Consider the following 21,512-nt stretch of genomic DNA (forward strand, 5'->3'; position numbering starts at 1 on the left):
AACAACGGTGCGTGAATCGGCTCGGAGCAGGTGTTGGACGGCACGGGCCACGCACGGTGAGGGTTGATCCGTGCTCCAGAAAACCGCTGCCTCCCCCGCCGGCAACCCGTACCTCCGTCTGCTCGCCACCCCCGGCGCACGCGCCTTCACCGCGGGCAACCTCCTCGCCCGGCTGCCCATGGGGATGTTCAGCGTCAGCGCCGTCATCATGATCGCCGGTGCGCACGGTTCGTACGCCCTCGCAGGCGCCGTCACCGCCACCGGCCTCGCAGCGACCGCCCTGGTCGCCCCCTGGACCGCACGGCTCGTCGACCGGTACGGCCAGGCCAGGATCGCCGTGCCCGCCACCGCGATAGCCACGCTCGGCTCACTCGCCCTGCTGCTCTGCGTGCACTACGACGCCCCGGTCTGGACACTCTTCGCCGCGTACGTCGCCACGGCCACCACCCCGAACACCGGAGGCATGTCCCGGGCCCGCTGGGCTCATCTGCACCAGGGCGACCCGGCGGCCCTGCACACCGCGAACTCCTTCGAACAGGCCGCCGACGAACTGTGCTTCATGCTCGGCCCGGTCCTGGCCGCCACCCTGTGCGGAGCCCTGTTCCCCGAAGCGGGCACCCTCACCGGCGCGGTCCTCCTGATGACCGGCGTCCTGCTCTTCGCCGCACAACGGGCGACCGAGCCCCCGGTGGCACCCCGTACCCACGCGGCCTCTCCCCTGCGGACCCCCGGCATGCCCGCCCTGCTCACCGCGTTCGTCGCGACGGGCGCGGTGTTCGGCGCCCTGGAGCTCGTCTCGATCGCCCACGCCGGGGGCGCGATCCTCGCTCTGCAGGCGGGCGGCTCCTGCCTGGCGGGGCTGCTGTACGGGTCGCTGCGCCCCGCCGCGGACATCAGGCGCCGGCTGCTGCTCTGCCTCACGGGGATGACCGTGCTCATGTCGCTCCCCCTGATCGCCGCGGCCACCACCGGCTCCCTGTTCGTCCTCGCGGGCTGCCTGCTGGTGGCAGGTGCGGCCACAGCGCCGACCATGGTCACCGTGATGACGCTGGTGCAGCGGCTCACCCCGCAGGCCCAGCTCAACGAGGGCATGACGCTCGCGGTCACCGCGCTGCTCGGCGGAGTGGCCGTGGGGTCGGCGGTCGGCGGCCGGCTGGTGGAGCACTCCGGGACGGTCTCCGGCTACGCCGTACCGATGTGTGCGGCGGCCCTGGCGCTGGTGGTGGCGGCGGCCGGGATACGCAGGGTCTGAGGCGGGCGCACACGGAGAACCGGGCACACAGCAAAAACGAGGACCCCGCTGCCAGGGGCAACGGGGTCCTCGTTCACATGGGAATTGTGGAGATGGCGGGAATCGAACCCGCGTCCAACGGTGCAGAACCAGGGCTTCTCCGAGTGCAGTTCGCTACGCTTTTCTCGGCCCCGGAGATCTCGCGAACAAGTCTCCGACGGGCCCAGTCACTGTTTGATTTCCCACCGAGCCCCGTGACCGGACTCAGTGGTTTAGTCCCCTAGATTATGCCAGGATCCGGGTCGGGAACACCCCCGGGCTGACACCCATTAAGGGTCCCTCACTCACTGCTTATTAGGCAGCGAGGGCGAAGGACTGGGAATCGCTCTTGGAATTGGCGATTATTGGTTGCGACATATGGTTAACGAGATCATTGCCGCTTCCTCGACTCGCTTCCCCTGCTTCGACATCCGCTGTCGAAACCGATCATCCCCATGTTGATTTTTCAATCCGCGCACCTTCTGTGAGGTGCACGGCCCATCGTACGTGACCGACGCATGCCGGTGCCACCGTATTTTCCGCAGCTCCGGGGCGAGCCCCGTACTACGCGCTCCGCTGGCGCCGGCGGGCCGCCGAGATCGCACGGTTCGTCTCCCGCGTGTCCTGCTTCTCACGCAGCGTCTGGCGCTTGTCGAACTCCTTCTTGCCCTTGGCGAGCGCGATCTCGACCTTGACCCGGCCGTCCTTGAAGTACAGCGCGAGGGGCACGATGGTGTGGCTCGTCTCCTGCGACTTCGACTCCAGCTTGTCGATCTCGGCCCGGTGCAGGAGCAGCTTGCGCTTCCGCTTGGCGGCGTGGTTGGTCCACGTGCCCTGCACGTACTCCGGGACGTGGATGTTGTGCAGCCACGCCTCGTGGTTGTCGATCTGGACGAAGCCGTCGACCAGCGACGCCCGGCCCATCCGCAGCGACTTGACCTCCGTACCCATGAGCACGAGGCCGCACTCGTAGGTGTCGAGGACGTGGTAGTCGTGCCGCGCCTTCTTGTTCTGCGCAATCATCTTGCGCCCGGTGTCTTTTTCCTTGGCCATAGTGCGGTCATTTTCGCACTAAGACCCACCCCCGAGGCCAATCAATACTGTCTCGGCCCGCTGCTGGGCCTCCGGACCTGCCCCGACGTCCGGCGTGATGCCGTGCCCTTCGACGCTGCGGCCCGCCGGAGTGCGGTACTGCCCGACGGTCAGCTCGGCCACCGAACCTCCCGGCAGCTTGCTGGGCATCTGTACGGAGCCCTTGCCGAAGGTGCGCGATCCGACGGTCACGGCCCTCCCCCGGTCCTGCAGGGCGCCGGTCAGCAGCTCGGCCGCGCTCATCGTGCCGCCGTCGACGAGGACGACCACGGGCCGGTCGGTGTCGCCGCCGGGCTCGGCGTAGAGGGCGCGCTGCTCGCCGTGCACGTCGTAGGTGGCGACGAGCCCGCCGTCCAGGAAGGCCGAGGAGGCCGTGACGGCCTCGGTGACCAGTCCGCCCGAGTTGGCCCGGAGGTCCAGGAGGATCCCCGCGTCCCCCGGGGCCGTGCGCACGGCGTCGCGGATCGCGGTGCCCGCCCCCTTGGTGAAGGCGGCGACCTTGATCAGCACGGCGGCGGAGGGCTCCCCGCCCAGCCGCCGCACGGTGACGGGCTGCGTGGCGAGCCGGGCCCGGTACAGGGTCTCGGTCCAGGAGCGCGCACCTCGACGGAGCCCGAGGACCACGGAGGTGCCCTCGACCGCTCCCGTACGGTCGCCGCGCAGGAGGGCTACGACATCGGCGACGGGGCGCTTCTCGACCCGGAGGCCGTCGACCGTACGCAGCAGATCACCCTTGCGGACACCCGCCAGATCCGCGGGTCCGCCCGGCTGGACGCCCGTCACGACGACGTCCCCCCGGGCCGAGCGCTGCGCGGAGATGCCGACCCCGGTGTACGAGCCGTCCAGGGCCTGCTCGAAGTCCTCGTACTCGCGCTCGTCGTACACAGCGCCCCAGCGGTCCCCGCTGCGGCTGACGACCTCCGCCGCGGCGTCCGTCCCCGACTTCCCGTCGGCCTCGGCGTCGGCCGCGGCTTCCTCGATCTCCTCACGGTCCACGGAGCCGACGGTGGAGGAGACGGAACGGGTCTTTATCTCCGCCGCGGTGTCTTCCTCCCGCGGCAGGGACCCGGTGGCAGCGGCGGTGGCGAGCACGCTCGCGAAGACCAATGTCAGGGCCGCCCCGCGGTAGATACCGCGGGGGTTCAATCGGTGCGTGAGGCCCGGCATGGCGCCGAGTCTAGGACAACGCCCCGGCGGCACACGGCTCGTTGGCCGCATGCCGCACGGGGCGCTTGTCACACCTTGAGGTACTTGCGCAATGCGAAAAGAGCCGCAACGGCGGGCATCAGCAGGCCGATCGCGAGGACCAGCGGGAGCTTGGTGAGCACCGCTTCCCAGCCGATGAAGTCGATCAGATTCAGCTTCTCCTGGAGCGCGAGACCGCCGTCGATCAGGAAGTACCGGCCGGCGAGCAGCATCACGCAGGCGAGCAGGCCGCCGATGAGACCGGCGAACGCCGCCTCCATGATGAACGGCATCTGGATGTAGAAGCCCGAGGCGCCGACGAGGCGCATGATGCCCGTCTCCCGTCTCCGGCTGAACGCCGAGACGCGGACGGTGTTCACGATGAGCATCAGCGCAATGACCAGCATCAGCGCCATCACGAACAGCGCTGCCACGTTCATGCCGTTCATCAGCCCGAAGAGGTTGTCCAGGATGCTGCGCTGGTCCTGGACGGACTGCACCCCGTCACGGCCCGCGAAGGCCGTCGCGACGACCTTGTACTTCTGCGGGTCGTCGAGCTTGACGCGGAACGACTCCTGCATCTGGTCCGGCGTGATGTTGCCGGCCATCGGCGAATCGCCGAACTGCTCCTGGTAGTGCTTGTACGCCTCGTCGACCGTCTCGAAGCTGACCTTCTCGACGGCGTCCATCTTCTCGAGATCGGCTTCGATCTCCTTCTTCTGCTGCGCGGTGACAGCACCCTTGGCGCACTTGGGCACGTCCTTGGCGTCACTCTTGTTGCAGAGGAAGATCGAGACGTTGACCTTGTCGTACCAGTAGGTCTTCATCGAGCTGACCTGCTCGCGCATCAACAGCGCACCGCCGAACAGGGCGAGCGAGAGGGCGACGGAGACCACGACCGCGAAGGTCATCGTGAGGTTGCGACGAAGACCGACGCCGATCTCCGACAGGACGAACTGGGCGCGCATGGCGTCCTTTCAGTACTCGATGCTCGTGCAGGTGCTCAGTGCTGGTAGCCGTAGACGCCGCGCGCCTGGTCACGTACGAGGCGGCCCTGCTCGAGCTCGATGACGCGCTTGCGCATCTGGTCGACGATGTTCTGGTCGTGGGTCGCCATGATCACGGTGGTGCCGGTCCGGTTGATCCGGTCCAGCAGCTTCATGATGCCCACGGAGGTCTGCGGGTCGAGGTTTCCGGTCGGCTCGTCCGCGATCAGCAGCATGGGGCGGTTGACGAACGCCCGGGCGATCGCGACGCGTTGCTGCTCACCACCGGAGAGCTCACCGGGCATCCGGTCCTCCTTGCCCCCGAGGCCGACGAGGTCGAGAACCTGCGGCACGGCCTTGCGGATCTCGCCGCGCGGCTTGCCGATGACCTCCTGCGCGAAGGCCACGTTCTCGGCGACGGTCTTGTTGGGGAGGAGCCGGAAGTCCTGGAAGACCGTGCCCAGCTGGCGGCGCATCTGCGGCACCTTCCAGTTGGACAGCCGCGCGAGGTCCTTGCCGAGCACATGGACCATGCCCTGGCTGGCGCGCTCCTCGCGGAGGATGAGCCTCATGAAGGTGGACTTACCGGAGCCGGAGGAGCCCACCAGGAAGACGAACTCACCCTTCTCGATGTCGAGTGAGACGTCCCGGAGAGCTGGACGGCTCTGCTTCGGGTAGGTCTTGGAGACGTTGTCGAATCGGATCACGGATGCACCACGGTCGGCCGGGAGTAGGTGTGCGTGACCATACGCGAAGCGGGCTGACGCGTGCAGTCGGCGTCCAGCAATGGGCGATATGTAACAGAACGCGACCGGGTACGAATCGGGGCGTGCCGGGCCTTGTCCGGCGGGCCGCGCCGAAACCGGCGCGAGCTGGCACAGTGGTAGGGGGAACGGTTGCGTTTCCCGGAGCGTTGTGCGGAGAGAAAGCGTATGCGGCTCCGCCGCGCGGGAGGAGGAAAGCGCATGACCTATGACCGACTGGTGTGCGCAAACTGCGCGGCTCCCATCAGCGAGGGCCGCTGCCGCGTCTGCCGGGCGAGCCGGGAGCGCATGCAGGAGGAGGGCCCGTTCGCGGGGCTCAATCCGGCGATGCTGATCGCCCTGATGGTGATCCTGGTGGCCGCCCTGGCACTGCTCGCGCACCAGGCCGTGTGACCGACCAGGCCGTGCGCCTGGCCGCGGTACCCTCACCCTCCGCCCGTCGTCACTGCGGCGGGCGCGCACAAGGCCCCCTGACGCTCCGCAGTCGCGCCCACGGAGCCGGAGCCGCGTCGCCGGGCCCACGGGCGCAGACGCAGCGCCTACCGGCCTCCAGAGCGCTACGGCGACTCCTGTCGCGCCCGAGCCGACCAGGAAGCCGGCCGACAGAACACCCGGCAGCCGTCCCCACGCACTGACGGTGTCCGCCACACACGCACAGAGGGACCCGGCCCGCGGGAAGCGGACCGGGTCCCTCTGTACGTACCTGTACCGCTAGCGGTTACTAGGCGACCGTACGGCCGTTCACCAGGCGCGGGAGGATGCGGAAGCCGATACCACCGGCGATCATCGTCGCGGCACCGAGCAGCAGGAACGTGGTCTCGGCCGCACCGGTCTCGGCGAGCTCGTCCTTGCCCTTGCCCTGCTCGACCGGCTGGTTGCCGACACTGTCGGTGTCCGTGCCGACGCCGTCACCGTCGGTGTCACCGGTCGCGGAACCGGTGTTCCCGCCGTCGGCGCCACCGTCGGCACCGCCGTCAGCACCACCATCGGCGCCACCGTCAGCACCCCCGTCAACGCCACCGTCAGCACCGCCGTCGACACCACCATCGGCACCGCCGTCAACGCCACCATCGGCACCGCCGTCGACACCACCATCGGCACCGCCGTCAACCCCACCGTCAGCACCGCCGTCGACACCACCATCGGCACCGCCGTCAGCACCGCCGTCGACACCACCATCGGCACCGCCGTCAACGCCACCGTCAGCACCGCCGTCGACACCACCATCGGCACCGCCGTCGACACCACCGTCAGCACCGCCGTCAACGCCACCATCGGCGCCACCGTCAGCAGCGCCACCATCGGCACCGCCGTCAGCGCCACCATCAGCGGCACCGCCGTCAGCACCGGCGTCGACTCCACCGAGGGGGTCGTCGAGGGTCACCTCAGTGGAGATTCCGGTCTCGTCGGCGTCCACACCGATACCGATACCGAGGCCGAGGCCCGAGGCCTGAGCCGCACCCGCAGCGGTGAGCGAGGCTCCCGCGGCAATAACCGCGCCGGCGGCTATCCGCGCGACGCGGAGTCGCGTCTTCTTGGTCATCTGTTGCTACCCCCAGTAGCTGATCTTGTCGATGGAGCAGCCATATGCGGTCCACGGCCCTGCGGGGTCACACTCTGCAGGGCCACGCCGTACCGTGGTCATCCCGCCCGCCCCCGATCACACCTGTCCCAGACATACGCATGCTGCTCCAGCAGCCTGTCCAGAGTTAAGGACTACGTCAAGGCCGTTCCGGGGGCATACGCGCCGCTATGGGGGTTCTTGACGGCTATTCGGGACCACGACTGTGACGCATTCACCACACGGTCCCCTCAACTCGCCTTCACGCGACGGGAGAACGAGAACGGGCCCGGGGCAGGTTTCCCTGCCCCGGGCCCGACCGCCGTACGGGTACGGCTACTTCTCGCTCTGCTTGCGCCAGCGGATACCGGCCTCGACGAAGCCGTCGATCTCGCCGTTGAACACCGCTTCCGGGTTGCCCATCTCGAAGTCCGTACGCAGGTCCTTGACCATCTGGTACGGGTGCAGGACGTACGAACGCATCTGGTTGCCCCAGGAGTTGCCGCCGTCGCCCTTGAGCGCGTTCATCTTCGCCTGCTCCTCCTGGCGGCGGCGCTCGAGGAGCTTCGCCTGGAGGACGTTCATGGCGGACGCCTTGTTCTGGATCTGCGAACGCTCGTTCTGGCAGGAGACGACGATGCCGGTGGGCAGGTGGGTCAGGCGCACCGCGGAGTCCGTGGTGTTGACGCCCTGGCCGCCGGGGCCCGAGGAGCGGTACACGTCGACGCGGAGCTCGGACTCGTCGATCTCGACGTGGTCCGTCTGCTCGACCACGGGCAGCACCTCGACACCCGCGAAGGACGTCTGGCGGCGGCCCTGGTTGTCGAACGGGGAGATCCGGACGAGCCGGTGGGTGCCCTGCTCGACGGAGAGCGTGCCGTAGGCGTACGGCACCTCCACCGCGAAGGTGGTCGACTTGATGCCGGCCTCTTCGGCGTAGGCGGTCTCGTAGACCTCGGTCTTGTAGTTGTGCCGCTCGGCCCAGCGGAGGTACATGCGCTGGAGCTTCTCGGCGAAGTCCGCGGCGTCGACGCCACCGGCCTCGGCGCGGATGGTGACAAGGGCCTCGCGCGCGTCGTACTCACCGGAGAGGAGCGTGCGGACCTCCATCTCGTCCAGCGCCTTGCGGACCGACTCCAGCTCGGACTCGGCCTCGGCCAGCGCGTCGGCGTCGCCCTCGTCCTCGGCGAGCTCGAAGAGGATGGAGAGGTCGTCGATGCGGCCGCGCAGGGCCTCGGCCTTGCGGACCTCGGCCTGGAGGTGTGAAAGCTTGCTGGTGATCTTCTGCGCCGCCTCCGGGTCGTCCCAGAGGGACGGCGCCGCCGCCTGCTCCTCGAGCGCGGCGATATCGGCCCTCAGCGCATCCAGGTCCAGGACGGCCTCGATCGACCCCATGGTCGAGGAGAGGGACTTCAGCTCTTCGGAAATATCGACGACTGCCACGGGTCCAGCCTAACGGCTGGACGAGTGAACCTGTTCCTCCCCCGGGACCGGGCCGTCCCGAGGGTGGTCCTCAGGGCACCGCCGGCGCCGAATTCTCGGTGTCCTGGGGGGTCGCGCCCGCGTCGTCACCGCTCGTGGCGAGCCAGCCGCCCACCCCTATGGCCACGCACAGGGCGACCACGGCAGCACCGAGGGTGATGCGGCGCTTGCGGACGGCGGCGGACTTGTTGCGTGCCGATCCGGGCCTCGGACGCCCCGGGGCGCGCGGGGCGCGTGCCGTGCCCAGAGGGCCGCCGGCCAGCTCGTCGGGGGCGGGGACCCGCATGCTCGTATGGGTGTCCCGGTTGGAGTCCGGGGAGGAGCCCGGTACCAGCGGGACCGCGCCGCGGCGGCGCGGCTCCTCGTGGGCGGGGGTGTACTGCTGCTCGTCGTACATCTGCGGCTCGGCCTCGGCGTCGGGCTCGTCCACGTCCAGCGGAGGTATCCCGGACAGCAGGGGAAGCAGCTCGCGCAGGCGGACCGCGAGCTCCGAGGCGCGCAGCCGGGACGCAGGCGCCTTGGCCAGGCACTGGACCAGCAGCTGCCAGAGCTCCTCGGGGATGCCCGGGAGGGGGACGACCGTCTCGGTGACGTGGCGGCGCAGCACCGCGCCGGGGTGGCCGCCGCCGAAGGGCGTGAAGCCTGCCAGGAGCTCGTACAGCACCGTCGCGAGGGCGTAGATGTCCACGGCGGCGCGCGGCGGGAGGCCCTCGACGATCTCGGGGGCCAGATAGTCCGGCGTACCGATGATCTTGGTGGCCTTGGTGCGGCGCGGGGTGTCGATCAGCTTGGCGACACCGAAGTCGGTGAGCAGTGCCGGGTGCGAGCCCCCGGGGCCCAGGGGGCCCTCCATGTCGAGCAGGATGTTCTCCGGCTTGACGTCGCGGTGGACCACTCCGGCACGGTGCGCGGCCGCGAGCCCGTCGGCCACGTCCGCGATGATCGCCGCGGCGGCCTCGGGCGCGAGGCGGCGCTCCCGGTCGAGCCGGGTGCGCAGATCGGTGCCCCGCACGAGGTCCATGACCAGCGCGAGGTCGTTGCCGTCCACGACGAGGTCGCGCACGGCGACCACGTGCGGATGATCGAGCCCGAGCAGGGCTGTGCGCTCCTGCACGAAGCGGCCCACGAGCTCCTGGTCGGACGCGAGGTCCTCACGGAGCAGCTTGATGGCGACGGGGCCCTCGGGCCCCTCGCCGAGCCACACCGTGCCGGCGCTGCCGCGCCCCAGAATCTGGTGGGCGGTGTACCGGCTGCCGATATTCCGTGCCAAGACTGCTCCCTCAGCGGCTGGCGTTGACCCCCCGGTCGACAAAGTTACGCGGCTATCGGGGTGTTGCGTGCCCTGGATGGCGCCAACCTTCACTTCTGCGGGCGAAATAGCCCCGCAGAAGTCGACAAAGGAACAGACTGGGTGACGTTACTGGCCGCTGGGCGGCACGTCGCCGCTGTTGCCGCCCAGGTCCTCGAACCAGCCGGAGACCTTGTCGATCCCGTCCCCGATGGCCTCCCAGTACCCCTTGCCCTGGGCCACCCAGTCCTGCAGGGGCGTCAGTTCCCAGATCAGCCAGCTGGCGACGACCAGCAGCACCAGGGTGAACAGACAGCCCTTGAGGCAGCCGAGTCCGGGGATGCGCATCGGGTTGGAGCTGCGCTGCCTGGGCTGGCGCGGGGCCGGCGGCTGGGGTGCCGGCTGCTGCGGGGGCGCGTACTGCTGGCGCTGGGGCTGGCGTTGCTGCTGCTGCTGCGGCTGGTAGCGCTGAGGCTGCTGCTGCGGGTACTGCTGGGCGCGCTGGGGCTGCGGGCGCTGATCCTGCGGAGGCTGCCGGCGCTGCTGAGGCTGCGGGGCCTGCTGCTGGCGCTGGGGGCGGCGGCGCAGCGGGTCCTGGCTCGGGTCGAGGTACTGGACCTGCGTCTGCTCGTTGCGGTCGCGGGCCGCCCTGAGCTGGGACTGCCAGGGGTGCGGCTCGTCGGCGGGCGGAGCGCCGGCGGGACGCGGGGGCACGGGAGGCATGACCGCGGTCGGGTCGGCGTGGCCGCCGCCTCCCGGGGTCTGCTGCATCACGCTGGTCGCGGCCGACGGATCGTAGGATCCCGCGTTGCTCGGCAGCACCTGCGTCGGGTCGGCCGCACCCGGGGTCTCCGGTACGGCTGCGGGCGCCGGATCGGGCGCGAGCAGGGCGCCGACGCCCTCGGCCGCGGCGATCTGCGCCGAGTTCGCGTGCACCCCGACACCCGCGCCGACGGTGCGCAGCGCGCGGGCCAGGCTCACGGCGCTGGGCCGCTGGTCCGGGTTCTTGCGCAGGCAGCGCTCTATGACCGTCCACAGCGGCTCGGGAACGTTTCCGGGCCGCCTGGGCTCCTCGCTGAGGTGCCGGTGCAGCACCTCGAGGGCGGTGCCCCCGGCGAACGGCGGACGTCCCGTGACCAGCTCGTACAGCAGGATGCCCGCGCCGTAGATGTCCACGGCGGAGGTCTGCGGACGGCCCTCGGCCGACTCGGGCGCCACATAGGCGGGCGTACCGACGAACTCATGGGTCCGGGTCAGGCCCGGGGAGTCCGCGAGGCGCGCGATGCCGAAGTCGGTGAGCATCGGGTGCATCGCGCCGTCCCGCTCGTCGAGCAGCACGTTGGCGGGCTTCAGGTCGCGGTGGACGACGCCGTCGGCGTGGCTGGCGGCGAGCGCGTCCGCGATCTGGGCGGTGAGCAGGGCAGCGGCGACCGGGGTGAGCGGGCCGTTCTCGCGCAGGTAGCGGTGCAGGTCCGGGCCGTCGATCAGGTCCATCACGAGGGCGAGGAGATCGCCCTCGACGACGAGGTCCCGGGTCCGCACGATGTTCGGGTGGGTGAGCCGCAGCAGCACGGAGCGCTCACGGAGGAACCGCATCACGACATCCGCGTCGTTGGCGAGCTCCTCCTTGAGGACCTTGATCGCAACGGTCTCGCCGGGCTGCCCGGCGACAGCCGCCTCGGCACCCGCGGTCTCCCGCTGGCGGGCTCGCCAGACGGTGCCCGTGGCGCCGCGTCCGAGCGGTTCCTCGAGCAGGTACTTGCTGCCTACCGGCCGCACGTCATGCGCTCCCTGCTGATCGTTGTGCTTGCGGTCCCCCGGGTCCGCCCGGATGCTCCGGCCCACTCTAGTGCCGCCGTACCGGGCACCGGCGGGTCGTCCTCAGGTCGTGCCGGTGCCGTGTCCGGGGAAGACGCACAGGCGCGACAGTTGGTTGCCGAACGAGTGTGCAGCACTCCCCGGGCAGGACCAAGCAGGCACTTTTGCACCCACAGCCGACCATTCAAGATCACTAAGCGGTCACCCCCGGGCGTGTTGTCAGTGGCAGGTGCGAGGATGCCTCAAGCACGGAACTGTGGGGGCTGGGACCTTCGCGCTCCGTGACGACCTGTACCGGACGACGCGTCCGTGCCGGGTGGGGGGAATCACAGGGCACCACCCCCTGCCGGGCACCCCGCGCAGAAGGGACCGCTGACGGCGATGCAGATCCGGCTGACCGTCCTCGCGCCGCGCAGCGGCCAGACCCCCACGCGCGCCTGCGACGTGCTCGTCACCGCCCCCGCGGGGACGGCTCTCGCGGCTGTCGCCTCCAGCCTGGCCGCGGCGGTGTCGGGGCCCGAGGGCTCCCTGGGCGGCGGCGCCGTCGTGCTGTACGCCGGGCGGGAGCGGCTCGACTCGCAGCGCTGCGCCCTGGGTGAGCCGCCCCTGGTCGACGGCGCGGTGCTCTCCCTCCAGGTTCCCGGCGAGGACGAGACGGCGGACGACGCCGTCCCCGCGCAGCTGCACGTGATCGCGGGACCCGACGCGGGCGGGGTCCACCTGCTGCACGGCGGGCAGATCCGGATCGGCCGCTCCGCCGACGCCGACGTACCGCTCGACGACCCGGACGTGTCCCGGCTGCACTGCGCGGTGACGGTCTCCGAGGACGGCCGGGTATCGGTCGCCGACCTCCGCTCCACCAACGGCACCGCCCTGGACGGTACGGAGATCGGCGAGCGCCCGGTCCCGCTGACCCCGGGCGCACTGCTCCGCCTCGGCGAGTCGACACTCCGGCTCACGGCAGGCACCCGTACGCCGGGCCTGGCGACGGCACCCGACGGCGAGGGCCATCTGAGGGTCGCCCGGGCGGATCCCAGGGACACCGCGGGGGCCGGTGCGAGCGTCCATGGGGACGGGGAGCGGGAGGAGCACGGCGGCTGCGGAGGGCACAGCCATGCCTACAGCCCCTCCCCGGCGGACCACTCCGGCCACGGCGCGGACGAGGCGTACGGCGACACCCCCGCAGGACACGGCGAACACCGGAGCGGACCGGCCGGTGCGAGGCCGCAGCTCACCCACGGCCGCGGCGACGCCCTCACGGAGGGCGAGGCTCCGCGGCGCGGCGGCATAGGGGCCTGGGCGCGGCGCCTGGCCGGCGGCAAGGGCGGCCCCGGCAACGGGGCGGCCGGTGCGCCGCTCCCGGCCGCCGGCGCCGAGCAGGCCCGGCTCTCCCCCTCATCGGGCTCTCCCGCTCCCTCGGCCCCGGCAGGCACCTGGCCCGACCCCGCGACCGTGCTCCTCACCGCGCTCGGCCCCGGCCCGCGCCTGTGGGAGCGCGACGCGAGCCACCCGGAGGCCCTGGTCGTACGGCTGGGGACGACGGAGCGGGCCGACCTGCCGGCCGTGCCGGTCACCGTGGGGCTGCGGGAGGCCGGTTCGCTCGGGCTCGCAGGGCCCAGGGCGCGGCTGTCCGGACTCGTCCGCTCCACGGTGGCGCAGCTCGCCGCGCTGCACTCCCCGTTCGACCTGGAGATCGTGCTGATCAGCACGGACCGGACCCGCAGCACCGACGAACGGCGGCGGGAGTGGTCCTGGCTCGGTTGGCTGCCGCATCTGCGCCCCATGCACGGCCAGGACTGCAGGCTGCTCCTCGCCTACAACAGGGAGCAGGCCGAGGCGCGGACGGCCGAGCTGGTGCGCCGCCTGTACGAAGGACCCCTCGGCCCCGGCTGGGCGAGCGCGGACCGGGCCGCGGTGGCCGAGGCCGCCCGCCACCACTCGGGGCCGTTCACGGTGGTCGTCGTGGACGGCGACCCCGGTTCGGCGGCGCTGCGCGAGAGCACGGCCGGGCTGGCCGGTGCAGGGGCGGCGGCCGGAATCCATCTGATCTGCCTGGCCGAGACGCCGGCGGCCTCACCCACCTCTCCGGTCGCCGCGACCTACGACACCGCGTGCCGGGCCTCGATCGCCTTCCGCGAGTGCGGGGCGGTCGCCATGCTGAGCGGCGATGTGGCGACCGCGTTGCGTCTGCTGCGTACGGCGGGCGGCCAGGCCGCCGGGCACGGCACCGTCGCCGCGGTGGACGCGGTGTCGGCGGCCTGGGCGGAGCGGTTCGGGCGCGCCCTGGCCCCGCTGCGCGACGAGGGCTCGGCCGCGTTGCCGGGCAGGCCCATGGCGGCGGCCGCGCTGCCCCCGTCCGCCCGGCTGCTGGACGAGCTGGGCCTCGCCAGGGCCACCCCTGCCTCCCTCATGGCCCGGTGGGCGTCCACGGCGGAGGACCAGCCGGGGGCGACGGTGCGCACGACCGGCACCGCGGACCTGGACACGACGGGTTCCGGCCGCACCCTGAGCACCGGCCCCCGGGTGGGACAGCAGCGTGCGGCCCCGGACCCGGGGCACACGCCGTTCCGGGGCAGCGGCCCCACCAGCTCCGGGTCGGGCCGTTCCGCGTACTCCCCGGCGCCCGGCGTGCCCGAGCAGCGGCGCGAGGCGCAGGCGCGAGGCGCGGCCGTGTCCTCCGGCTGTGCCGGGCGGCCCGTGATCGTGCTCGGCGCCGGACCCCGAGGACCCCTCTCCATCGATCTGGCCGACGAGGGCCCGCACCTGCTGGTCGAGGGACCGGCCGGCAGCGGCCGTACGGAACTGCTGCGGGCCGTCGCCGCGTCGCTGGCGTCCGCCGCCCGGCCCGACCGGCTCGGCATCCTGCTGATCGACGGGGCGGGCGGTGAGCACGGGGAGCGCGGCGAGGGTCTGCGTCCCTGTACGGAGCTGCCGCACGTGTTCACGCACCTCGTCGCCTCCGACCCCGTACGGATGCGGGAGTTCGCCCAGGCGCTCGGCGGCGAGCTGAAGCGCAGGGCCGAGCTGCTCGGCACGCTGGACTTCACCGAGTGGCACGCGCGGTACGAGGAGTCGCAGGCGCCCGTCGGCCGCCGTCCTGCCGGCGTCGTCGAACAACGCGGCGATCTCGAATCACCCGCCAGCGGCACCCTGCGGCTGCGGACCACCGCCCGGTCCACGGATCCCGGCCCCTCTCCCCTGCCCCGCCTCGTCGTGCTGGCCGACGACTTCGACGCCCTGGTCGCCCCGGCGCTCGGCAGCCCCGGCCGCCCGGCCGCCGGATCCGTCGTACGGGCGCTGGAGGCCGTGGCCAGGGACGGCGGACGCCTCGGTGTCCATCTGGTGGCCACCTCCGCCCGCCCGGACCGCACCGAGGACACGGAGCTGGCCCGCGGGGCCCGGCTGCGGATCGTGCTCGACCCGCCCGTCGTACCGCCGTCACCCGACGAAGCGGCCCCGGGCCGTGGCCGGCTGGGGCATCCGGACGGCCGGGTCACCCCGTTCCAGGGCGGCCGGGTCACGGGCCGCATCCCGCGCACGGCGACCCTGCGTCCCACCGTCGTCCCGCTGGAGTGGGAGCGGATGGGCGATCCGCCGGCCCGGCGCCCGGTCCGTGAGCTGGGCAACGGGCCGACGGACCTGGCTCTGCTGGCCAGCGCCCTCGAGCGGGCGGCCCGTTCGGTGAACGCCGAGCGGCTGCCCCCGCTGATCCCGTTCCCCGCGTCTCCGTCCTGAAAATCCGTTCCCTCTCCGGCGCATTGATCTCACGTCACGAGCCCATCACGATCAACCGGTTGATGCCGAGGGTGGTATTGCGGCGCCCGTGCACCCGGCGTAGGACTGTGCGCACGGACGATGTGAACCGCACGATGTGAGACGTGAGCGGCACCCGCAGGTCCCACCGTTGGTGCCGGTCCGCACACATGCGCGCAGGAGAGACGGGGCAGGGAATGCGCACAACCCTTCGAATGCGTAGGGCCGCACTGGTGTTCACCGCGATCGGGTCACTGGCCCTCACGGGATGCGGTGACGACGGCGGCTCCAAGGACAAGGCGGGCGAGGGCTCGGGCAAGGAAAGTCCGTCGAGCGTCGCACTGCCGAAACTGGACGGCGAGAAGGTCTCGGTCGCCGCGGTCTGGACGGGGCCGGAGCAGGCCAACTTCACCAAGGTGCTGGACGAGTTCGAGAAGCGCACGGGCGCCACGGTGACCTTCGTTCCGGCGCAGGACCCGATCGTCAACTTCCTCGGTACGAAGATTGCGGGCGGCCAGCCCCCGGACGTGGCGATGATCCCGCAGGTCGGCGCCATCCAGCAGGCGGTCGCCAAGAAGTGGGCGAAGCCGGTGGGGGCCGAGGCGAAGGCCGAGCTCGGCAAGAACTACGCGAAGGTCTGGCAGGACCTCGGTGCGGTGGACGGCACCCAGTACGGCGTCTACTTCAAGGCCGCCAACAAGTCCCTCATCTGGTACAACGCCGCGGCGTTCGAGAACGCGGGCGCGAGTGAGCCGAAGACCTGGAAGGACTTCCTGGCCACCGCCGAGACGGTCTCCGCCTCCGGTGTCACCCCCGTCTCCGTCGGCGGCGCGGACGGCTGGACGCTCACCGACTGGTTCGAGAACATCTACCTCTCGCAGGCCGGCCCGGAGAAGTACGACCAGCTGGCCAAGCACGAGATCAAGTGGACGGACCCGTCCGTCAAGGACGCGCTGACCACGCTCGCCGAGCTCTTCGGCAAGCCGAGCCTGATCGCGGGCGGCGCCGACGGGGCGCTGCAGACCGAGTTCCCGGCGTCCGTCACCCAGACCTTCACCGGCGGGGACCAGCCCAAGGGCGCGATGGTGTTCGAGGGTGACTTCGTCTCCATCAACATCGCACAGACCAAGGCGAAGATCGGTACGGACGCCAAGGTGTTCCCGTTCCCGGCGGTCGGCGCGGACTCCCCCGTGGTGACGGGCGGCGACGCCGCCGTGGCGCTCAAGGACAGCAAGGGCGCCCAGGCGCTGCTGACCTGGCTGGCCTCGACGGACGCGGCGAAGATCTGGGCAGAGGCGGGCGGGTTCATCTCGCCCAACAAGGGCCTGGACGTGGCCGCGTACCCGAACGACGTGCAGCGCAAGATGGCCGAGGCGCTGATCGCGGCAGGCGACGACGTCCGGTTCGACATGTCCGACCAGGCGCCCCAGTCGTTCGGCGGGACCCCCGGGAAGGGTGAGTGGAAGACGCTCCAGGACTTCCTGAAGAACCCGAAGGACATCGCGGGGACTCAGGCGAAACTGGAGTCCGACGCGGCCGAGGCGTACAAGAGCTGACGGGATGACCACAGCGACCGCGGGGGGCGCCGGAGCGGTGCCCCCCGCCGACAAGCGTCCTGATGGCGAGCCGAAGCCCGTACGCACGCGCGGGAGCGTGACCGGCACCCGCAGGGTGTTCGCGGCGGCGTTCCTGCTGCCCGCCCTGGTGCTGCTCGGCGCACTCGTCGTCTATCCGATCGTGTACTCCGTCTACCGGTCCTTCCTCGACCAGTCGGGCACGGGCTTCGCGGGCATCGACAACTACACGTCGCTGTTCACCGACGACACCATCCGTACCGCGGTCAAGAACAACCTGATCTGGGTCGTCCTCGCGCCGACGGTCTCCACCGTGCTCGGGCTGATGTTCGCGGTGCTGACCGAGCGCATCAAGTGGGGCACGGCGTTCAAGCTGATCGTCTTCATGCCGATGGCGATCTCGATGCTGGCCGCGGGCATCATCTTCCGCCTGGTGTACGACCAGGCGCCGGAGCGCGGGGTCGCCAACGCGGTGGCGGTGGGCGTGCACGACACGTTCTCCGAGTCGTCGGGCTTCCCGAAGGCGCATCCGCTGCCCGTCCATCCGCTGAAGGCGGGCGGCGGCGGTTCCTTCGTCACGAAGGAACCGGCGCGGGCCGGCACGCCGGTACAACTGCCGCTCGTCGGTGTGGCGCCCGCGAAGATGCCGGGCGACGCGGAGCCGGCGAAGGCCGCCACCGCGGTGGACGGGAAGATCACCGGTACCGCGTGGCTGGACTTCACCAAGGGGGGCGGCGGCAAACCGAACGTCGTGGACCCGAAGGAGTTCGGCCTGAAGGGCATCACGGTCGAGGCGGTCAAGGACGGCAAGGTCGTCGCCTCCGCGCAAGCGGGCGCGGACGGCGTGTTCACCCTGCCCGCATCGGCCGACGGCGCGGAGCTGCGGCTGCCCGCGACGAACTTCCGCGAGCCGTACAACGGGGTCGACTGGCTCGGCCCGTCCCTCGTGACACCGGGGATCATCGGGAGCTACGTCTGGATGTGGGCGGGCTTCGCGATGGTGCTGATCGCGGCGGGCCTGGCGGGCCTGCCGCGCGAACTCCTCGAAGCGGCCCGGGTGGACGGCGCCAACGAGTGGCAGGTGTTCCGCCGGATCACCGTCCCACTGCTCGCGCCCGTCCTCGCGGTGGTGCTGGTCACCCTGATGATCAACGTCCTGAAGATCTTCGACCTGGTCTTCATCATCGCGCCCGGCTCCACCCAGGACGACGCGAACGTCCTGGCGCTCCAGCTGTACCGGTCCTCGTTCGGCACGGACGCGGATCTCGGGGTCGGCAGCGCCATCGCCGTGCTCCTGCTGCTGCTGGTGATTCCGGTGATGCTCTTCAATGTCCGCCGGATACGTAAGGAGGGGCGCCGATGACCACGACCGAGCCGGTAAGGGCCACAGGGGTCCTCGCTGCCACGGCCGAGCCGGTGAAGGCCAGGCCGTCCCTCGCCGCGCGGGTGGCCGCCCGCGCGGGCGGCGGTTTCATGCGGGTCTTCCTCGTCCTGGTGGGCCTGTTCTGGCTGATGCCGACCATCGGACTGCTGCTGTCCTCGCTGCGCGGGGCCGACGACATCGCGGCCTCCGGCTGGTGGAAGATCTTCACCGCCCCGTCGGAGCTCACGTTCGACAACTACCAGCGTCTGCTCGACAATTCGGTCATCACGGATTCGCTCCTCAGTACGGTCCTGATCACCGTCCCCACCACGTTCCTTGTCGTGGTGATCGGCTCGCTCGCCGGATACGCCTTCGCCTGGATGGAGTTCCCCGGCCGCGACTGGTGGTTCCTGGTGGTCGTCGGCCTGCTGGTGGTCCCCGTGCAGGTCGCGCTGATCCCCGTCTCCGAGCTCTTCGGCACCATCGGGATCTTCGAGACGACCTTCGGCGTGATCATGTTCCACACGGCGTTCGGTCTGCCGTTCGCCATCTTCCTCCTGCGGAACTTCTTCGCGGAGATCCCCCGTGAACTCCTGGAGGCCGCACGGCTCGACGGTGCGGGCGAGATCCGGCTGTTCACCCGGGTCGTGATGCCGCTGGGAGGCCCGGCGATCGCGTCCCTGGGGATCTTCCAGTTCCTCTGGGTGTGGAACGACATGCTCGTCGCGCTGATCTTCGCGGACTCGGAGTCCCCGCCGATCACCGTGGCCCTGCAGCAGCAGGTCCGCCAGTTCGGCAACAACATCGACGTCCTGGCGCCCGGCGCCTTCGTGTCGATGGTGATCCCGCTGGCGGTGTTCTTCGCCTTCCAGCGGCAGTTCGTCTCCGGTGTGATGGCCGGCGCCGTCAAGTAGCGGCACCCCGGCGCCACACCCATGGCGTACATGCGTTCGTCAATGACGCGGCGGCCCGGTCACTCCCGACCGGGCCGCCCTACCTCGTACTTCCCCCGAATGCCACATCCGGCGTAACCAAGTCACTCCATCGGCCGTTTGCGGGCCACCTGCCCGCCCGCGAGCGACCCCTGGATGTGTTGTGCCCCGGTTCAGTGTCATCGTGCCCGCGTACCGGGTCCAGGCGTATCTGCACGCGTGTCTCGACTCCGTGCTGAACCAGTCCTTCAAGGACTACGAAATCATCGTGGTCGACGACTGTTCACCGGACGCCTGCGGCCCGATCGCCGACGAGTACGCCGCGCGCGACCCCCGGGTCAGCGCCGTCCACCTCCCGCACAACTCCGGTCTCGGACCGGCCCGCAACGCCGGGGTGGCCAGGGCGAACGGTGACTACCTGCTCTTCCTCGACGGCGACGACACCTTCGCCCCCGAGGCGCTGCAGACCATCGCCGACCGGCTCACCGCGACCGGCGGTCCCGATGTCCTGGTCTACGATTACGCCCGCACGTACTGGTCGGGCGAGAGCGTACGCAACACCTTCGCCCGGCACCTCGCCGAGACCGGACCCGCCTCCTTCCGGCTCGCGGAACGCCCCGAACTGCTCAAGGTCCTGATGGTCGTCTGGAACAAGGCCTACCGCCGCGAGTTCATCGAGGCCGAGGGCTTCACCTTCCCGCCCGGCTACTACGAGGACACCCCCTGGACCTATCCGGTGCTGATGGCCGCCGGATCGATCGCCGTCCTGGACGCGGTCTGCGTCGGATACCGCCAGCGGCGCCGCGGCAACATCCTCTCCACCACCACCCGCAGGCACTTCGACGTCTTCGACCAGTACGACCGGGTCTTCGCCTTCATCGACGCCCGCCCCGAACTCGCCGTCTGGCGTCCCGTGATGTTCCGCCGGATGCTCGACCACTTCTCGACGCTGTTCACCTCCCGCGGCCGGCTCCCGCGCGGCACACGGGGCCAGTTCTTCCGCCTCGCCCGCGCCCACTGCCGCCGCTACCGCACCCCGGGCGCCCCCGTACCGCGCCGTGCCCGGCTGCGCCACGGGCTGTTCCGGCTGGGCGCCCATCGCACGTACCGCGCCCTGTGGGCCGCCCAGCAGCTGCGCGGCCGGCTGCGCCGCGGTACCGCGGCGCTGCGCCGGGCGGTGCGCGGGGCCGTCCTCCAGCTGCACTACCGCATCCAGCTCCGGCTCCCGGTGCGGCCCTCGGAGGCGGTGTTCGCCGCCTACTGGAACCGCGGCTACACCTGCAGCCCCGCGGCCGTCGAGGAGACGGCCCGCGCCCTGGTCCCCGGGCTGCGCACCTCCTGGATCTGCCGCCCCGAGGACGCGCACACCGTGCCGGCGGCCACCCGGGTGCTGAACCCGGGGACCTTCGCCTACTGGACGGCCCTGGCCCGCTCCAAGTACCTCGTGAACAACGTCAACTTCGACCGGCGGCTGGTGAAGCGCCGCGGCCAGGTGCTGCTGCAGACCCACCACGGGACGCCCCTGAAGACGATGGGCACCGACCTCGTGCACCGTCCCGCCGCAGCCGGCTCCATGGACTTCGAGTCGCTGCTGCGCAACGTCGACAAGTGGGACTTCTCGCTCTCCGCCAACCAGCACTCCACCCTCGTGTGGGAGCGGACCTACCCCTCCGGCTACACCACGCTGGAGTACGGCAATCCGCGCAACGACGTCTTCCGCCGCACCGGCCCCGCCCGGATCGCGCAGCTGCGCGAGAGCCTGGCCGTCCCGGCGGGCAGCACCGCCGTCCTGTACGCCCCGACGCACCGCGACTACCGGCGCGCCCAGCACCACACCCTGGACCTGGACCAGCTGGTCCAGGTCCTGGGCCCGCACTTCGTCATCCTGGCCCGCTCCCACTACCTGGACACCGGCTCCGCGGCCCGCACCGTCGCCGGACGCCCCCCGCACCCCCAGATCATCGACGTCAGCGCCCATCCCTCCGTCGAGGACCTCTGTCTCGCCTCGGACGCACTGATCACGGACTACTCGTCGCTGATGTTCGACTACGTCAACCTGGACCGGCCGGTCGTCCTGCACCTCGAGGACAGACAGGCCTACGAGGCGGCGCGCGGCACATATTTCGACCTGGAGGGGTTCCCGCCGGGGGCTGTGGCGCGCAGCCAGGACGAGCTGCACGAGATCTTCGCCACGGACCACTGGCGCGGCCCGCGCTCGGCGCAGCGGCGGGCGGCGTTCCGGGCCCGGTTCTGCCCGTACGACGACGGGCACGCGGCGGAGCGGGTGGTGCGCCGGGTCTTCCTGGGCGACACCTCGGGACTGCCACTGCCCCTGCCGACCGGCGGCCGGGGGCCCACGGGGGTGCCCCGGCAGGTGACGGTGCGGGAGTACACCAACGGGTGAGGTGTACGGGGCGGACCGGCCCTTCCCGTACGCCCCGTAC

15 protein-coding genes and 1 other RNA gene are annotated in these 21,512 nt (G+C 71.1%); 7 read left to right on the plus strand and 9 right to left on the minus strand.

The window, feature by feature from the left end; all coding sequences use genetic code 11:
* The first annotated feature begins 70 nt into the window (after positions 1-70).
* Positions 71-1,252, plus strand: a complete 1,182-nt coding sequence (locus tag ACFQ6X_RS10090) for an MFS transporter (protein WP_383178742.1) — start codon at positions 71-73, stop codon at positions 1,250-1,252.
* A gap of 84 nt (positions 1,253-1,336) precedes the next feature.
* Here ACFQ6X_RS10090 and ssrA read toward each other — a convergent pair.
* From ssrA to ftsE, 5 genes are all read right to left on the minus strand, one after another.
* Positions 1,337-1,725: a transfer-messenger RNA gene (gene ssrA / locus ACFQ6X_RS10095) on the minus strand.
* A 109-nt stretch (positions 1,726-1,834) separates the two neighbouring features.
* The gene (gene smpB / locus ACFQ6X_RS10100) at positions 1,835-2,323 is read right to left on the minus strand and encodes an SsrA-binding protein SmpB (RefSeq protein WP_383178745.1); all 489 of its coding nucleotides are present in this window, start codon (positions 2,321-2,323) and stop codon (positions 1,835-1,837) included.
* A gap of 18 nt (positions 2,324-2,341) precedes the next feature.
* Complete coding sequence (locus ACFQ6X_RS10105) at positions 2,342-3,529, minus strand: S41 family peptidase (RefSeq protein ID WP_383178748.1); 1,188 nt, start codon at positions 3,527-3,529, stop codon at positions 2,342-2,344.
* A gap of 68 nt (positions 3,530-3,597) precedes the next feature.
* Entirely contained in the window at positions 3,598-4,515 is a 918-nt protein-coding gene (gene ftsX, locus ACFQ6X_RS10110) for a permease-like cell division protein FtsX (protein ID WP_329210457.1), read from the minus strand.
* A gap of 35 nt (positions 4,516-4,550) precedes the next feature.
* The gene (ftsE, locus tag ACFQ6X_RS10115; protein ID WP_014046319.1) at positions 4,551-5,240 is read right to left on the minus strand and encodes a cell division ATP-binding protein FtsE; all 690 of its coding nucleotides are present in this window, start codon (positions 5,238-5,240) and stop codon (positions 4,551-4,553) included.
* Between the two features lie 258 nt (positions 5,241-5,498).
* Between ftsE and ACFQ6X_RS10120 the strand changes: the two genes are divergently transcribed.
* A complete protein-coding gene (locus ACFQ6X_RS10120) occupies positions 5,499-5,690 on the plus strand; it encodes a hypothetical protein (RefSeq protein WP_329210455.1) in 192 nt (63 codons plus the stop codon).
* Positions 5,691-6,018: 328 nt separating this feature from the next.
* Here the strand turns inward: ACFQ6X_RS10120 and ACFQ6X_RS10125 are convergent, their stop codons facing one another.
* From ACFQ6X_RS10125 to ACFQ6X_RS10140, 4 genes are all read right to left on the minus strand, one after another.
* Positions 6,019-6,840 carry a hypothetical protein gene (locus tag ACFQ6X_RS10125; protein WP_383178753.1) on the minus strand — a complete coding sequence of 274 codons (822 nt, stop codon included), beginning with the start codon at positions 6,838-6,840 and terminating at the stop codon, positions 6,019-6,021.
* 354 nt (positions 6,841-7,194) lie between these two features.
* A complete protein-coding gene (gene prfB / locus ACFQ6X_RS10130) occupies positions 7,195-8,301 on the minus strand; it encodes a peptide chain release factor 2 (RefSeq protein WP_383178756.1) in 1,107 nt (368 codons plus the stop codon).
* Between the two features lie 70 nt (positions 8,302-8,371).
* A complete protein-coding gene (locus tag ACFQ6X_RS10135) occupies positions 8,372-9,610 on the minus strand; it encodes a serine/threonine-protein kinase (protein WP_383178759.1) in 1,239 nt (412 codons plus the stop codon).
* Between the two features lie 147 nt (positions 9,611-9,757).
* A complete protein-coding gene (locus tag ACFQ6X_RS10140) occupies positions 9,758-11,407 on the minus strand; it encodes a serine/threonine-protein kinase (protein WP_383178763.1) in 1,650 nt (549 codons plus the stop codon).
* 420 nt (positions 11,408-11,827) lie between these two features.
* Between ACFQ6X_RS10140 and ACFQ6X_RS10145 the strand changes: the two genes are divergently transcribed.
* The 5 genes from ACFQ6X_RS10145 to ACFQ6X_RS10165 all read left to right on the plus strand — a co-directional run bounded on the left by ACFQ6X_RS10145 (position 11,828) and on the right by ACFQ6X_RS10165 (position 21,472).
* Positions 11,828-15,181 carry an FHA domain-containing protein gene (locus tag ACFQ6X_RS10145; protein WP_383178766.1) on the plus strand — a complete coding sequence of 1,118 codons (3,354 nt, stop codon included), beginning with the start codon at positions 11,828-11,830 and terminating at the stop codon, positions 15,179-15,181.
* Positions 15,182-15,396: 215 nt separating this feature from the next.
* On the plus strand, positions 15,397-16,755 hold the full coding sequence (locus tag ACFQ6X_RS10150; RefSeq protein ID WP_383178770.1) for an ABC transporter substrate-binding protein: 1,359 nt from the start codon (positions 15,397-15,399) through the stop codon (positions 16,753-16,755).
* 4 nt (positions 16,756-16,759) lie between these two features.
* A complete protein-coding gene (locus ACFQ6X_RS10155; protein WP_383178773.1) occupies positions 16,760-18,136 on the plus strand; it encodes a carbohydrate ABC transporter permease in 1,377 nt (458 codons plus the stop codon).
* Positions 18,133-19,050, plus strand: a complete 918-nt coding sequence (locus ACFQ6X_RS10160; protein WP_383178776.1) for a carbohydrate ABC transporter permease — start codon at positions 18,133-18,135, stop codon at positions 19,048-19,050. Before ACFQ6X_RS10155 ends, ACFQ6X_RS10160 begins: the two co-directional genes overlap by 4 nt.
* Before the next feature lie 181 nt (positions 19,051-19,231).
* Positions 19,232-21,472 carry a CDP-glycerol glycerophosphotransferase family protein gene (locus ACFQ6X_RS10165; protein WP_383178778.1) on the plus strand — a complete coding sequence of 747 codons (2,241 nt, stop codon included), beginning with the start codon at positions 19,232-19,234 and terminating at the stop codon, positions 21,470-21,472.
* Positions 21,473-21,512 lie beyond the last annotated feature (40 nt).

Source organism: Streptomyces sp. NPDC056452 (assembly GCF_042796085.1).
In the GTDB taxonomy this organism is placed as follows: Bacteria; Actinomycetota; Actinomycetes; order Streptomycetales; family Streptomycetaceae; genus Streptomyces.